Here is a 16,778-nt window from a genome sequence, read left to right on the forward strand (position 1 = left end):
AGCGAGCAACACGAGTTTAAAGAGCATTATGGCATTATTGCAAATTGCTGAGCCGGGGCAGAGCGCGGCACCACACGAACATAAACTAGCTATTGGTATTGATCTTGGTACAACTAACTCATTAGTTGCAACAGTACAAAGTGGCGAAGCCCGCACGTTAACTGATGATCTTGGCGCGGCTATGTTACCGTCGGTTGTTCGTTATCAAGCAGGCGGTATTACTGTTGGCGCAGAGGCTGCACAAGCAGCAACGCAAGACCCTGCTAATACACTTATTTCGGTTAAGCGTTTTTTAGGTAAAACTCAGGCTGAAATAGAGAAAAGTTATGGGCAACTACCGTATGAGTTCTGTGAGCACAATGGTGCGCTAGCAATAGAAACTGCGGCAGGTAAAATCAGTCCAATTAAAGCATCAAGCCATATTTTAGCTGCATTAAAAGCACGAGCTGAGCAAAGTTTTGGCAACCAAGAAATTTTAGGGGCTGTAATCACAGTACCAGCGTACTTTGATGACGCACAACGCCAAAGTACTAAAGATGCGGCAGAACTGGCTGGTATTAACGTACTACGTTTATTAAATGAGCCAACAGCAGCCGCCGTTGCTTATGGTTTAGATTCTGGCCAAGAAGGTATTATTGCTGTTTACGACTTAGGCGGTGGTACATTTGATATATCAGTACTTAGATTACACCAAGGTGTGTTTGAAGTAATGGCAACCGGTGGCGACTCAAGCCTCGGCGGCGATGACTTTGACTCACTACTTGTTGATTACTTTAAGCAGCAAACTGGTGTGTCAGCGTTGTCACCTTCAGTTTTACGTTTATTCATCAATAAAGCAAAAGCGTGTAAAGAAGCATTAAGCCAATACGCTAAAGTAAACGTGGGTCTTGAGTTTGACGATCAAAAATACACAGTAGAAGTAACACGCGAAACGTTTGATGAAATGGCTATGCCTCTCGTTAAAAAAACACTGCGTTCGTGTCGTCGTGCTGTAAAAGATGCTGGCATAGAAAACGACGAAGTACTGCAAGTTATTATGGTAGGCGGTTCAACCCGTATGCCACTGGTACGTAGCCAAGTACAAAGCTTTTTTGATAAAGAGCCGCTAACTTCAATCGACCCTGATCGTGTTGTCGCTTTAGGTGCTGCGCTTCAAGCTGACGTGTTAATTGGCAATAAGCCCGATTCTGACATGTTATTGCTTGATGTATTACCGTTATCGTTAGGTCTTGAAACTATGGGTGGTTTGGTTGAAAAAATCATTCCGCGCAATACGACGATTCCGGTAGCACGCGCGCAAGAATTTACAACGTTTAAAGACGGCCAAACAGCTATGTCATTACATGTGCTGCAAGGCGAGCGTGAGCTTGTTGATGATTGTCGTTCGCTTGCTAAGTTTAGCTTAAAAGGTATTCCACCAATGGCGGCAGGCGCTGCGCATATTCGTGTAACCTTTAAAGTTGATGCTGATGGCCTATTAAGTGTTTCAGCTATGGAAAAATCAACAGGTGTACAAGCTGAAATTCAAGTTAAGCCTTCGTTTGGTTTATCTGACGACCAAGTAGCTAACATGCTAAAAGAGTCAATGAGCAACGCTAAAGGCGACATGCAAGCACGTATGCTTAAAGAGCAACAAGTAGAAGCGTTACGCGTAATAGAAGCGCTTAATGCATCACTTGCAGCCGATGCTGCATTACTTGACGATATGCAACTTGCTAACTTACGCGCTGAAATTGCAGAACTGGTAAAAGTGCGCGAAAATGCACAAGAGCCTGGCGAAATAAAAGCAGCTATCGAAAAAGTCGATAATGCGAGTAGCGACTTTGCATCGCGTAGAATGGATGCATCAATTAAAAAGGCCCTTACAGGGCAGTCAGTAGACAACATTTAAGAGAGATTAGAATGCCACAAATTGTTTTTCTTCCACATCCTGAATTATGTCCTGACGGCGCTGCAATTGAAGCTCCTACAGGCCAAACGGTACTCGACGCTGCACTTAAAAATGGTATTAGCATTGCGCATGCTTGTGAAAAGTCGTGTGCATGTACTACGTGTCATTTAGTGATTCGTGAAGGATTTGATTCACTACAAGAGAGTGATGAGCTAGAAGATGACATGCTAGATAAAGCATGGGGCTTAGAGCCAGAGTCACGCCTTGGTTGCCAAGCAATTATAAGAGATGAGGACTTAGTGGTTGAAATACCTAAGTACAATCTCAATATCGTTAATGAAGAGCACTAGTTTTTAACGATGTATATATTAAAAGCCGCTGTTTGATACAGCGGCTTTTTTGTTTCAAGAAAGCATTTATAAACACGTAGCAGCGACTTTATGTCGCGTTTTAAATCTCAAACGTTTTAAGTTAAATTTTTCTAATCTCAAACTTGAACATCAAAATGATCACGTATTTTTCAGATTATATAAACGCGGGGTAAACCCGCTGCTACGAGTTCAACCCAATCCCTAAAATCTATTTCGGAGGTGTATTTTGAGTAATCTTATTTTTTCTGACTCATTTATTAACGGCGAGTTTTATAAAACTGATACGCGCTTTAGCGTTAACGATCCCGCGACCGAAAAAAGTATTGTTGATGTAAGCGATATTGACGAGCAGGGTGTAAATAGCGCAATAACTGCAGCTCAAGGGGCTTTTGTTAAGTTAAAAACTACGAATGCGACCGAGCGAAGCGAAACGTTAATGCGCTGGTATGAGCTAGTTATAAAACACAAACAAACACTTGCAGAGTTAATGACCAAAGAGCAAGGCAAGCCGCTCAAAGAATCCCTTGGCGAAATTAACTACGGTGCAGGTTTTATCAAATGGTTTGCAGAAGAAGCCAAACGTAGTTACGGAGATGTAATTCCGCCAACAGATAACTCGCATCGTTTAACTAGCTTTAAGCAGCCTGTAGGTGTTGTTGCTGGTATTACGCCATGGAACTTCCCTGTTGCTATGGTTACTCGTAAAGTAGCTCCAGCTTACGCTGCGGGCTGTAGCTTTATACTTAAACCTTCTGAACATACGCCACTATGTGCTATCGCACTTGCTTATTTGGCCGATCAAGCTGGTTTTGTTAAAGGTGCATTTAATGTACTGGTTTCACAAGATGCCAAAACAGTAGGTAAAATGCTGACTGACTCAGAAATCGTGCGTAAGTTTACATTTACCGGCTCTACCGGTGTAGGTAAGCAGTTGCTATCTCAATGTGCAGACACAATTAAACGCACCTCGATGGAGCTTGGCGGCAATGCGCCTTTTATCATTTTTGATAATGCAGATTTAGATGAAGCTGTAGAAGGGCTAATGGCGGCTAAATTTAGAAATAGTGGGCAGGCATGTGTTGCTGCAAACCGTATCTTTATACAGCGTAATATTCTCGACAAAGTACTGTCAAAAATCACGCCTAAGGTTGCAGCATTAAAAGTGGCAAATGGTTTTGAAGACGATGTTGATATTGGTCCGCTTATTTACCCTAAAGCCAAAGAGAAAGTACAACAGTTAGTACAAGACGCACTCGATAAAGGTGCTACGTTGATTGGCGATAATAGTGACTTAGGTGGCAGCTTTCAAAACCCATTAATAGTAAACAACGTAACTACTGACATGGATATTTACCACGAAGAAGTATTTGGTCCAGTATTAACGGTTATTCCTTTTGATGAAGAAAGTGAAGTGCTTGCACTTGCTAACGATGTACCATTTGGTCTAGCAGCCTATTTTTATAGCCAAAATATTAAGCAAATTTACCGAATTAGTGAAGGGCTTGAATTTGGTATGGTAGGTGTAAATGAAGGTGTTATATCAAACCCAGTAGCGCCTTTCGGTGGCGTTAAACAATCTGGTTTGGGCCGAGAAGGTGGGCATCAAGGGCTGGATGAGTACCTAGAAGAAAAATACGTGTGTATTAAAATATAACGGCAGTTAAGTATACGAGCGCGAATTTACTTCGCGCTTTTTTATGACGTTAATATGGCAGATATATGAACTTTACCTTTTACTGTTGCTACCCAAAGCGCTAAATGCTACCTTTGGGAACATATTTTTTGTTAATAAAACAACATAAAAAAACAAATAAAAAGTAAAAGGATTTCTATAAGTAGAAATAACCCCGTGTGTAAATGCCACCGTAAGGTGGCATTTTTTTGTTTGGATAGGTATAGGCTGTAATAAGCGTATTTTGAATAAAGGCATGGCTTTATAGGTGCTAACTTATAGGTGTGTAACCGGGTAAGTTATCAAAATCTACCTCATCTAGCTGCTCTGGGTTAGCATATTCATTGATATAATTTTTATAGACTTGCGACTCAATAAAAATAGCAAAAATGTCAGCATCAAGATGGTTTTTAGCAACCATTGACCCTAAAATAAATAAACACTCACTGACCGGTTTTGCTTTTTTGTAGGGCCTGTCTACTGCAGATAGCGCTTCAAAAATATCCGTAATAGCCATTAACCTTGCAGGCACCGACATTTGCTCTTTGGTTAAACCTCTTGGGTAACCAGTACCGTCAAGTTTTTCATGATGACCTAAAGCATATTCAGTCACATTGCTTAAGTGTTTAGGGAACGGCAGGGCATCTAAAATATTTTTAGTTACATCCATATGACGTTTCATTACTTCACGTTCGGCTTCGGTTAACGTGCCTCTTCGTATTGTTAAGTTTTCAACTTCATCAGCTGAGAGCAATGGTGTATTAATATCATTTATAACGAGTTGGTATTTGTTTGCAATGCGTTCAATGTGCTCAAATTCTGCATCACCTAAAAACTCGCCCCCTACATTCACACGCTGTAATAATGCACGGTCTAATGCCAACTGTTTAAGCTCGGTATCAAGTAGGCGTTCAAATTGTTGAACCTCGATAGGTTTTTGCAGCTTCATCGCACAGATGATTTTTTGCTGATACGCTATTTTTAAATCTCGGCTAATTATTTCAAATTTAGCATCTACATATTTTATTCGATCAAAAATAGTTTCTAGTTTTGTCGACTTTTCCATAATGTGATCGGGAGTCGCGATTTTCCCACAGTCATGTAACCAGCCTGCTATATCAAGTTCATGCCGGTCGGCCTCACTCATCGAAAATGAAGCCAAAGGGCCTTTATTTATATCATGTACGGCATCAGCTAGCATTAACGTGAGTGCTGGCACTCGTTTACAATGGCCACCGGTATGAGGAGATTTTTCATCTATTGCCATCGCAATTGTTTCAGCAAAGGTCGAAAAAAGATCTTCCATTCCCTTAATTAGTGTCGAGTTAGTTAGTGAAATAGCGCCTAAAGAGGCAAAAGATCGAATTAGAGTGACAAGCTCTTCACTAAAAGGAATGTTTTTATTTTGCGCATCTTTTACATTTATAAGCTGGATTACACCAATAATGTCATCTTCATGATCTTTTAAAGGAATTGTTAGCATGGACTCAGAACGATAACCCGTGCGTGCGTCCATTTTGCGAGCTGCGCTCATATCAAAGGGCAGGGCATCATACACGTCAGGAATGTTAATCACTTCGCCAGAATTTGCAGAGTGGGCAACAATAGCGGTTTCGTTTGGTTTGCCATCAATAAAAAGATCTATATTAGGAAAATCTACAGGGCTCCCTAAAGTGCCACCTAAATAAAGATTTAATGACTTATTTATTACCGTTTCAAACTTGAGTTGTTTGTTTGGGGTAATAGAGTAAATGCTGCCAGCATCAGAATTTGCTATCGACATCACAACTTGCAGTATTTCATCAAGTAACTTAGACGAGTTTTTTTCTGTTGTTAGCCTAATACTAATATCGATAAAATGCTGAAGATTTGTTTTATCTATAATGTGCTGTCGCATATGTTTACTACTTTTTAGTATGTTTGAAGGCACCATTCCAATCCTTAGCGAGTGTTTGCAAATCAGTGCCCTTAATACGTTCGATAAAAATGGTATAAACGTCAGAGCTAAATACGGTCGTGCTGTGTAGTTCTTTAAATAAGCTAAGCGCTTGTGGCCAGTTTTTATTATAAAAAAGCGTCATGGCCTGCTGTGATTTTTTAACTTCATTTAACTGTTCTTCATCGAGCTTATCTGTAAAGTTTATAGGCTCAAACAACAGTACAGCCGTTATTTTTCCGACAACTTGCACTTTATCTATTAAACGAAATGAAATATGAGGGCATTCCTTCATCGTTTCTTCTGTAACAAGAATAGCTACGCCATAAAATTTGGTCAAGCTTTCTACTCTAGCACCTAAATTAACAGTATCACCAAGAACTGTATAGGCTTTACGGTAAACCGATCCCATATCACCTACATTCATGTCGCCAGTACTTAAGCCGATACCAATTTTTATTGCAGGCTGGCTGCTTTCTGCAAATAACTGATTTATTTGCGTTAACCCGTTTATCATAGCCATTGCGGCTTCAACACCATGGCGAGCGTGGTTTTCGTCTTTTAGTGGGGCGTTCCAAAATGCCATCACCATATCGCCTACGTACTTATCAATAGTTCCGTTATGATCAAATATGATTTTGGTAATAGCCGTAAGATATTCGTTTAAGTATTCACTTAACTGATGGGGCGACATACTTTCGGATAAAGAAGTGAAGCTACGGATGTCGGCAAATAGCACCGTCATATTTTTTCGCTCACTTTTTTGAGATAAACTTTTACCCTGTAGTATCATCTGATTTATACGCTCAGGAGGCATATATTGGTCAAACATAGATTTTATTTTTCGGCTATGTTTCATTTCAGCGATAGAACCAACAATGATGTAATAACCCGCTAATATAATGATGAGTAAAAGGGGCATTAATAAAGGTAAACTAATTTTTTGTACTGACCATAAATAAACGTTTAAAAATATAACGACACTTGTGACTATAAGAGACAAAATAATAATAAAACGTGCGCTCTTACCGTGGCTAAAAAACGACAATACGCTACCCGTTAATGCAATGATGAGTAAACTTGCTCCCAGTGACCAATTAGGTTTAGATGGAAGTAGTTCTGGGTGCATTAACCCTTCAAATATGTTGGCATGTACCTCAACACCGGGATACTGTAAACCAACAGGTGTTGATCTTAAATCAGCGAGTCCAATTGCCGATGTACCAATAAACGCTACAGTGCCTTCTAATTCCTCTAAACCAATTTTTTTGGTCAAAATATCGGTAGCCGAATAATAAGGGAAGCTATGTGCACGCCCTTTGTAAGGAATTAATATTTGCCCATATTCATCAGTTTGAATCCACTTATCTTGAAACTTTATACCTTCGAATAACGTTATACCATCTAATATATTGGAACGAGTTTCTATGTTTTCAGCAAGGGTATAAAGTCGAGCAACTTCAAGTGCTAAAGAAGGGTAGAGCTTATTGCCAACTCGATTTATAAGAGCTGCTTTACGTATAAAGCCATCTTCATCGCTATGTGCATTGATAAAACCGGTGCCCGTTGTAGCATTTTGTAACTGAGGAATATTTACAATAGCACCAGGAAACTGGTTTATTTGTGAATTAGTATGATCCGCATTTGCCCATACAACACTGCTTTTAGCTGGCAAGTTTTGATTAGTGAGTTGTTCATCAATTAATAAAAAACCAAGAACAGTATCATTTTTAGATAATGCGCTTGCTAGTTTTGTGTCTGCATCGACTTGTTTAGTAATTTCAGCAAAGGGGATGGTGTACTTTTTTGATAAATCAGGAATTTCAGACATAATTTTTGTAACAGGGTTTTCTTCCTGTTCAGAAAAAAATATATCGAATGCAATAACAATAACACCTGCATCAGTAAGCTTTGTAACAAGGTCAGCTACTTTTGAGCGACTCCAAGGAAAGCGTCCTTGTTCTTGCATGCTCTTTTCATCGATATCAATTATTACAACGGTTTCATCAATACGCCTAGGCGTCTCTGAAAGTGTTAGTAACAACCGAGAGTCGTATATTATACCTTCTACGCGGTTCACTAACTTTGCAAGCGACCCAGTTGAAAATAGCTCTATTGATGCAATTAATAATGTAATAACAGCGCCAATGAAAAAGTGCTTTGAAGTAATTGGTTTTAAGGAGCTAATGAGTAACGCTCCTTGATAGACTAAAAATCAAAAACTCGTCCTTCTCGGCCGCACTCTATTTTTACCTGTTGAGCGTACTGCGTGTGTAAATATTTTTCTATAGCTAATAACTGTTCATCGGTTCTTGATGGATCGTGGCTAATAATAACCACATTTTTAATACTCGCTTTTATAGCAAGCTCAGCCACCTGATCTATGGTGCTATGCCCCCAACCATGTTTAAGAGGCAAGTCTGCATCTATAAATTGAGCATCATGAATTAGTAAATCAGCGCCTTCAATAAAGTTGACCCATTCGCTAATACTTGTGTTTGCTTTTTCTGGCGGATTTAGCTCATTGTCGGTAACGTAAGCCACCTTTTTTTCATCTGCTTTAATACAATAAGCAGTACCACCACCAGGGTGATTTAGTGGAGCAGTCGAAACCAAAAAACCATTAAGTGTAAATTGCTTTTGAGACGATAAATCAGTATTAAGCGTAATGCTGGCAGGTAAATCTTGATAACACACCGGAAAGTACGAACCACTCATTTGCTTTAATATGGCATCTTCACTTTTTTTATCATCAACGTTACCCACAGTAATAGTTATATCGCGGTTAGGTTGGTAAATAGGTTTAAAAAAAGGAAACCCTTGAATATGGTCCCAATGGTTATGCGTTAGCAAAATATTGATAGGACTTTGTGTTTCTAGTAAACGTGTACCGAGTTCTACAATACCGGTACCAGAGTCTAAAATGAGATCTTTGCCATTATTTTGTTCGATGTACACACATGAGGTATTTCCTCCAAAAATGTGCGTATTACTTCCTGCTGAAGCCATTGAGCCTCTAACACCAAAAAATTCAACTTTCATAATTTAAGGCTAAGCTCCATCTTCTACAAAATTGAATTTAGAAATACTAACATTGTTAGAGTTAGTGTCATTACAGGTGCTGCTTACAACAACTTGGGTATCATTTTGTAAGATGATTGAAGTAAATACATGTGTACTGGTACATTGGCTTGCTTCATAAAATCCGGCACCACTGGGTCCAAACGTATTGTCTAAAGTACCGTCAGTTAAGATACGCGCTAACATTCCTTTATTGTTAGCCTTGCCGGCTAAAATAAGTCGGTTGCTACTATCGATCGCTGCACCGCTTAGCTCAGTGTTACCGGTTGAGGCCAAAGTATATTCACCGACACCATTTACGGCAAAGCTAGTATCGAGCGTACCCGTAACAAGCAGTCTAATAACATTGGCTTTATTTGGCGAATCAATAAGGTTTGCTATTAAATATAACTTACCCGTTGTGTCAGTCAAAATCTGCGCTATTTTATTGTGGGTATCTGTGGTTTCTTCACCTACATATTTAAAGACTTCAGTACCGTTTGAGCTTAACTTCAATGCGATTAGCTTTGAAGTGCCACTTAATACTGCCTTACCACCAATGAAAATATCTGCATTGTCGGTATGTACACGGTTATAGTACTCAAAAGCTGAGCCTATGATACTTCCGCCAGTGCCAAAGTTTGGCTCAAGGGTACCTTCTGGTGTCAGCATTATAACGATTGGGCTAGGAGTGCCGCTTATTACGATTGACCCAACAGTAATAATGTTACCGCTATTATCAAGTGCAATACCTGTCAGGTTTACCAATTCTGCGCCACTGACAGAGGTTGTGTATACACCATCTGTTGAAAATGAAGTGTCTAAATTACCAGACTGATCAACTTTAGCTACAAAGCCCGCTTCACCATTTTCACTATTTTTAGAGCCTGTAATAACTAAATTGCCGTCGCTTTGCTCGGTTAAAGCGACGCGCGACTTACTCAAATCTATGGCAATTTCTTTATGGCCACTTTCGCTAAAGCTAGTATCGATATCACCCGCACTCGTAAAGCGTGTTAATACTAACTTAGTAATTGAGTCCGATTTAGCCGTTGATGCAAGAATATACTTACCGGCATGAGGGTCATTGCTAAGTTGTAAAACGTGCATTGATTCGTCGTTTGTCGCATCTACTAAATTATTAAGGGTAAAGTAACCATTCGTTTCAAAGTTACCAAATAATGTGGCTTGACTGTCTATTGCTGCAATAAACGGTTTTGTATTTGAATCATCATTAACACCAGCTACCCAAATAGTGTCATTAGAGTCGATAGCTAAAGTGTTGGCAAATTGCTTACCACTTATACCATCAATTATATTAATGCCGGAGGTGCCATAGGCACTATCTAAAGTACCTTGATTATTAATCCGTGCTGAAAATAATTTTTCTGAGGCTGATACGCCAGTCGTCCCCGACAAGCTAATACCATTGTTGATGGGCTCGTGTTTAATGCCCGCAATGTTAGCGCCGCCATCACCATTTCCACTATCATTATCAATATCATAAATTGCAATACCAGCATTGCCAAAGGTGGTGATTAGCTCCCCATCTTTATTAATAGCTAATACTACCGCTTCTTTTTCACCGCTGGTTCTTGTTACATATCCACCTGCAAAGGCAGTAAATTCAGAATCAACAACTCCGCCTACAGCAAAAAGTTCGTCGTCTTTATCATTATCAGATATATCAATTGTTAGTGCTGCGCCACCATTAAAGTTATTGTCATTATCGCCATCAGATTTTAAATAACGAAGTAGAGAGTCTTTTGTTCCCTCTGCATTGGTAACACTCCCTACCACTAAGTAATCAGACTTATCAAAGTTCTTAACGGCAAAGCCTTCATCATCTCGATTAGCGCCGCTAACATCGACAATAGCTGGAGTAGAGTTCTCAAAATCTAGATCTGATTTTTTGTAGTGTATCCATAAACTATCGTTTTGAGTGCCGTCAAAGCGTTTACCTACAGCCAGTATCTTATCGTCATCAATTTCAAGGTCATTAATAACAAGAGTACTCGCTTGTGAAGTACAGCGAACTCCTGAATCATTCTCACCAGAGTCAGTACTTACAACGCCAGCAGTATTCATTTCCAATAAGCAGGCTTCAGTATTTGTGCCGTCAAAACTAGAATAAGCAATAAAGAGATCTGTACCGTCAGAAATAATAGCTGTGGCTTCTTCATCATCATCTAAATCTAATATTTTTATTCCATTACTATTAAAAGCATTATTTGTTATGCCAGCGTTGGTGTAAGACACAACAATAATATCTTTATCGTCGCCATCAACAAAACCAACAAAATATAGGTTGCCATTAAGCTCAATACTGTCTTTAAACTCACCACCAGAAAAAATGTTCGAAAGATCAAGCTCTCCTGTAATTGGGCGGCCAAATGTCACATCTTCAGTTGGAATAAGAAGCTCAATTTCATCAGTAATATTAACGGTTATGTTAACGTTTGAACTTTCATTAGGTGTGCCATCATCAGTTATAGTGACATTTAAGATATATTGATTAGTTGTTTCAAAATCAAATGGGCTTTCACCTACGGTTGATAAAACACCAGAGCTACTATTAATTTCAAGTGAAGCAGTGTCACCGCCAGTTAAACTATAAGTTAAGGTCTGGTTCTCAATATCTGACGCGCTAACAGTCCCAATGATGTCGCCATCTGTAGCATTTTCACTAATACTAAAACTTTGAACCAATGCTACAGGTGCATCGTTAACACCAGTTACGGTAATGACCACTGTGGCTGTATTGGTTCCGCCTTTATTATCACTAATCGTATAAGTTACCGTGGCAAGTCCATTGGTATTGGCTTCAGGCGTATATTGAATTTGATTGCCAACTACTGAGACCGAGCCAATATCAGCTGAGGCTGAAGAGATCACCAAGCTATCGCCATCAGAGTCAGTATCATTTGCTAATACGTTTATCAGTATTGGTGCTGCATCTTCAGCCATGGTTGCGGTATCATTATTGGCAACAGGTGCATCATTTACGGCAGTTATCGTAATAGCGAGCGTGGCAGTATTCGTTCCACCATTATTATCACTAACAGTATAAGTAACTGTTGCTAAGCCGTTGCTATCGGCTGCCGGTGTGTATTGAATTTGATTACCAACTACTGAGACTGAGCCAATATCGGCTGATGCTGCACTGATCGCCAGGCTGTCGCCATCTACATCTGAGTCATTTTCTAATACGTTTATCAGTATTGGCGCTGCATTTTCAGCCATTGTAGCTGTATCGTTATTGGCAACAGGTACATCATTCACGGCAGTTATCGTAATAGCGACCGTGGCAGTATTTGTTCCACCATTATTATCACTAACGGTATAAGTAACTGTTGCTAAGCCATTGCTATCAGCTGCCGGTGTGTATTGAATTTGATTGCCAACTACTGAGGCTGAGCCAATATCAGCTGATGGTGCACTTATCACCAGGCTGTCGCCGTCTTCATCTGAGTCATTGGCTAATACGTTTATCAGTATTGGTGCTGCATCTTCAGCCATAGTAGCAGTATCGTTATTGGCAACAGGTGTATCGTTCACTGCAGTTATAGTAATAGTGACCGTGGTATTATCTGTTCCGCCATTATTATCACTAACGGTATAAGTAACTATTGCTAAGCCATTGCTGTCGGCCGCCGGTGTATATTGAATTTGATTGCCAACCACTGAGACCGAGCCAATATCGGCTGATGCTGCACTGATAGTGAGGCTATCGCCATCCACGTCTGAGTCATTTGCCAATACGTTTATTAGTATTGGCGCTGCATCTTCAGCCATGGTAGCCGAATCGGCGTTTGCTATTGGAGCATCGTTTACGGAGGTAATAGTGATAGTTAACGTTGTTGTACTAGCACCACCGCTGCTATCGCTTACAGTATAAGTAACTGTTGCTACGCCGTTGTCGTCGGCTGCCGGTGTATATTGAATTTGATTGCCAACCACTGCGACTGAACCAGTATTTGCCGAGGCAGCACTGATAGTGAGGCTATCACCATCCACGTCAGAGTCATTTGCCAATACGTTTATTAGTATTGGCGCTGCATCTTCATCTACTGTCGCTGAGTCTGCGTTTGCAATAGGAGTATCGTTTACAGGAGTAATAATTATTGATAAGTTTGTAGTTGCAGTACCGCTGTTCCCATCACTTATTGTGTAGCTAATAATTGCTGTTCCATTTGTATTAGCAGCAGGCATGTATTGGATTTTATTATCAACAACAGATGCAGAACCTATATCTGCAGTAGCAGCTGTTATTGTAAGAGTATCGCCATCAATGTCGGAGTCGTTAGCTAGTACGTTAACTAATAACGCAGGAGCATCTTCGTTCATCGTTGCTGAATCAGTATTTGCAGTAGGGGCATCATTAACGGGTGTCACGGTAATCGTCACACTTGCTGTTCTGTCGTTTATGCCTTCATTACCAGTGCTATAACCATCCGTAATGGTGTAAGTTAGTACTATCTCACCTGAAAAGTTTGCTGGTGGAGTAAACTGTATTTTTCCGGCGACAATAGTCGCTTCTCCAGCAATATTTTCTATGTTCGAAATACTAATCGTATCGCCATCTGCATCAGTGTCGTTAGCTAGCACGTCTAATAAAGATGCAGAGCTGTCTTCGTCTAACGTAAATTGATCGTTATTGGCTTCTGGAAAAGTATTAACGCCGCTTTCACTTAATGTTACTTGAGCTGTTGCAGTTAAGCCTTGCTCATTTGAAATTGAATAAGTAAAGCTATCTACACCAATAAAACCTAAGTCTGGTTGGTAGGTAAATGAGCCATCAACTTTTAATGTAAGCTCGCCATTTTGAGTTGCATTGATTGCCGTGGTGTTAACTGATAAATCGCCAGCCTCAATATTAAAATCGTTAATTAATAAGCCATTTTGTACTGTTACTTCAAATAATTTATTTTTGCTAAATTGATAGGCATCATTTTGTGCGACAGGGTTATCGGGTTCGCTGTTTATTACTAAAGTTACTGTGGCTGTAGAGGTTGCACCTAATGAGTCTATAGCTTGATATCGAAATTGATCAACACCATTAAAATTGGCATCGGGCACATAACTAAAGCTGCCATCAATTGCTAATAATAGTTGGCCATGTGTTGGTGCCACAATAAATGTTTCATCAACTGAAAAACTGTCATTATTTGGGTCAGTATCGTTACTAAGCACACCATTGGCTGCTGTAACCACAAGTGTTTCATCTTCGCTTAAACTATAGCTATCATTTTTTGTTACAGGGGCTACGTTAGTGTTTGAGCTTACAATAGTTACATTTGCAATAGCCTGAGCACCTTGTGCATCAACAACTCTATACTGAAAGCTGTTTTGGCCTTGCATGTTCTGCTCGCCTTGGTATTCAAAGCTACCATTATCAAAAAGGGTTAATTGTCCTCTTGTCGGTTCGCTAACAGGCGTTGTATCAACAGTTAAGTTATCTAAATCAATATCGCTATCGTTAATAAGTAAGCCAGGCGATAGGACAACTAAGGTTCCATTGTTTGTAATGTTATAAGTATTATCAAGCGCAATAGGGGCGTCGTTAACAGCTAAAATGGTTATCTCTACAACTACGGTATCTGTCATACCTAACTCGTTAGCTACTTGATAGCTAAAGGCATCTTCACCATTAAAGTTTGCAATAGGGATATAAGTAAAATCCCCATTTTCACTTATATTAATGGTGCCATGCTGCGGTAGAATTAATGCATCTGCATTTACACGTAAATCGCCACTGTATTGATTCGTATCATTTGTTAGAACGTTGCCTTGCAGAGTTTGATCTTCATTTATCTGAAACTGATCGGCATTAGCTTCTGGTGCAAATGCAAGCTCTCCACCCACTGGTGCTATGTTTATTATATTAGCAAAGCCACTTTCACCACTGCCATCAATACCGGTAATAAGTACTTGATAACTTTTATCTGTAAGTGACTCGGTAATGCTTAATGCAGTATCTTGAATACTTAAAAATTGTTGTCCGTTTTCTAATTCATTAATATTAGTAGATGAAACTCCAGCTTGAGTTGCAATATAAACGTTATAACGATTAAGTTCGGGGTTAGCTTGCCACGAAAGATTAATATTATCTTCGTCTCGCTGAGCTGTAACACCTTCAATTTGATATGGTTGCCAGTTAAAAGTAATTGCATCAGCAAGGACTTGATTATTTAAAGTGTCAGTTATCCATATTTCTAGGCGTATCTCTCCTGGAGTTACACCATAAAGTGCAGGGCTGAGGCCTATAATTGATTTTTCGTAGTCAAAACCACAATCAGAAGAACACAGTGATATGCTTTTATTGACACTAGGGAGCACTAAATTAACTTCAGCAATGCCATCAGTATCCGAAGCTTCAAGTAAAAAAGAAACGTTGCCTTGCACAGTTTCGTTTGTTTGTGAAAAAACAATATTAGCGCGTGTATTAGCTATGCTTGATCCAACTACTCCTCTACTTGAAGTGACAGCACCTAAAACTTTTGTATTCTTGGTTTGATTACTCGCTATAACACCAGCTAAATTTATATAGCTAGTCACCGTTGGCGTTACTACTTCAGCCGTAGGTGATTGTATTGTCTCTTGAGCAGGGCTTTCTTCTGAGCCTCCACAGGCACTTAACAAAAACACCATAGAACCAAGCAAAAATATATTTTTTGCTGTCATTTTAAATACTCCATAATAAAAGCTTTGTATCCAATGTGTTTATGGTTCTAATTTAAAAGAACCGCTAGCATTTACATCAGGATTATTTATTTCGTTAAGATTAAAGTTGCCAGTAATGTTGTCTAAGTCATTCAAAAATATTGCATCAACATCGCCCTCGGCTTTATTGTTGCCATGGGATGCAAATGTAACGGCTAAGTCAAGTTCGCTTAAATTTATTAAACCGCTGTAAGCCGCATACCAATTTCCGCCCGCGTCATTAAAACTAATTTCGCCATCAGGCACTGTGCCATTATCAAAATCAACGGCCATAGTCATAGCAAAGTCAGTAACAGCACCCACACTCGAATTTACATTAAAGCTTGATGCTTCATAGTTAAATACACCTTGGCGCTGAGCTATTTGATCGACTAAAGATGCGCTGCTAACTGTTTGAAATTGTTGTTCAGAATATATATCCATAGTATCTGTATCTGCTTCAAAAGCATTTACTTCAACTTCAGTTACAGATGCTTGTTCAGTCTCTTCTTCGTTGTCATCTTTAGGGTCGATCGTTACTATATTTTGATCAAACACACGTGCTGCACGCGTCGTTTTTAATACTTCACCAGAGGCTGTAATTTGTGCAAACGAAAATGCCTCGTTATCACCCAAAGAAACCACGCTATTATTTTCGAGTGTTAGATCTATTGCGCCATCCCATACAGCTAAAAACACATTGCCTTCAACGAGCTGAACTTCAAAATGTGTTCCACGTATACCAATAGAGCCAACGGGGGTTTTTACATTATAAGAGCCGCCATTTTTTTTAATCACACCCGAAATAGAGCGTAAACCACCTTTAAGTAACTCAATAGAAGCAGAACCTTGTTGGGTATTATCATCAAATTCGTAGTTAGCAATATTTAGTTCTGAATTTTCTTTTAAAGCGATTAAACCACCATCCGACATTGAAAATTGCGCTTTGCTTTTCTCTCCGGTCGTAATGCGATCTACACCAAAAACGGTATCTTTGCGCTGCAACTGCCGTTGTTGTTCAGAGCTTCCATCAACCGCTAGTACAGAGCCTCGCGCTAAAATAGTTTTACCAGCAGGGGAGTTTGCTTGTGTATAAAAACTTACACAAAGTAAAGTGGTAATTACAGGGAGTAAATGTTTCATAAA

8 protein-coding genes are annotated in these 16,778 nt (G+C 39.6%); 3 read left to right on the forward strand and 5 right to left on the reverse strand.

Going from position 1 to position 16,778, the window contains the following annotated elements; all coding sequences use genetic code 11:
* Window positions 1-28 precede the first annotated feature (28 nt).
* From hscA to CXF64_RS20590, 3 genes are all read left to right on the forward strand, one after another.
* Window positions 29-1,891, forward strand: a complete 1,863-nt coding sequence (gene hscA / locus CXF64_RS20580; RefSeq protein ID WP_007586377.1) for a Fe-S protein assembly chaperone HscA — start codon at window positions 29-31, stop codon at window positions 1,889-1,891.
* 11 nt (window positions 1,892-1,902) lie between these two features.
* Complete coding sequence (gene fdx, locus CXF64_RS20585; protein WP_007586379.1) at window positions 1,903-2,241, forward strand: ISC system 2Fe-2S type ferredoxin; 339 nt, start codon at window positions 1,903-1,905, stop codon at window positions 2,239-2,241.
* A gap of 247 nt (window positions 2,242-2,488) precedes the next feature.
* A complete protein-coding gene (locus CXF64_RS20590) occupies window positions 2,489-3,916 on the forward strand; it encodes an NAD-dependent succinate-semialdehyde dehydrogenase (RefSeq protein WP_101217989.1) in 1,428 nt (475 codons plus the stop codon).
* Window positions 3,917-4,205: 289 nt separating this feature from the next.
* Here the strand turns inward: CXF64_RS20590 and CXF64_RS20595 are convergent, their stop codons facing one another.
* The 5 genes from CXF64_RS20595 to CXF64_RS20615 all read right to left on the reverse strand — a co-directional run bounded on the left by CXF64_RS20595 (window position 4,206) and on the right by CXF64_RS20615 (window position 16,775).
* Window positions 4,206-5,867: an HD domain-containing phosphohydrolase gene (locus CXF64_RS20595; protein WP_101217990.1), complete on the reverse strand. Its 1,662-nt coding sequence runs from the start codon at window positions 5,865-5,867 to the stop codon at window positions 4,206-4,208.
* The gene (locus CXF64_RS20600) at window positions 5,839-7,950 is read right to left on the reverse strand and encodes a CHASE2 domain-containing protein (RefSeq protein ID WP_232783819.1); all 2,112 of its coding nucleotides are present in this window, start codon (window positions 7,948-7,950) and stop codon (window positions 5,839-5,841) included. Before CXF64_RS20600 ends, CXF64_RS20595 begins: the two co-directional genes overlap by 29 nt.
* 128 nt (window positions 7,951-8,078) lie before the next feature.
* Window positions 8,079-8,912: an MBL fold metallo-hydrolase gene (locus CXF64_RS20605; RefSeq protein ID WP_101217992.1), complete on the reverse strand. Its 834-nt coding sequence runs from the start codon at window positions 8,910-8,912 to the stop codon at window positions 8,079-8,081.
* Window positions 8,913-8,921: 9 nt separating this feature from the next.
* Window positions 8,922-15,614 carry a beta strand repeat-containing protein gene (locus CXF64_RS20610; protein WP_101217993.1) on the reverse strand — a complete coding sequence of 2,231 codons (6,693 nt, stop codon included), beginning with the start codon at window positions 15,612-15,614 and terminating at the stop codon, window positions 8,922-8,924.
* 39 nt (window positions 15,615-15,653) lie between these two features.
* Window positions 15,654-16,775, reverse strand: coding sequence for a FecR family protein (locus CXF64_RS20615; RefSeq protein ID WP_101217994.1), 1,122 nt, complete (start codon window positions 16,773-16,775; stop codon window positions 15,654-15,656).
* Window positions 16,776-16,778 lie beyond the last annotated feature (3 nt).

This window comes from Pseudoalteromonas sp. GutCa3, assembly GCF_002836155.1.
Lineage (GTDB): Bacteria > Pseudomonadota > Gammaproteobacteria > Enterobacterales > Alteromonadaceae > Pseudoalteromonas > Pseudoalteromonas arctica.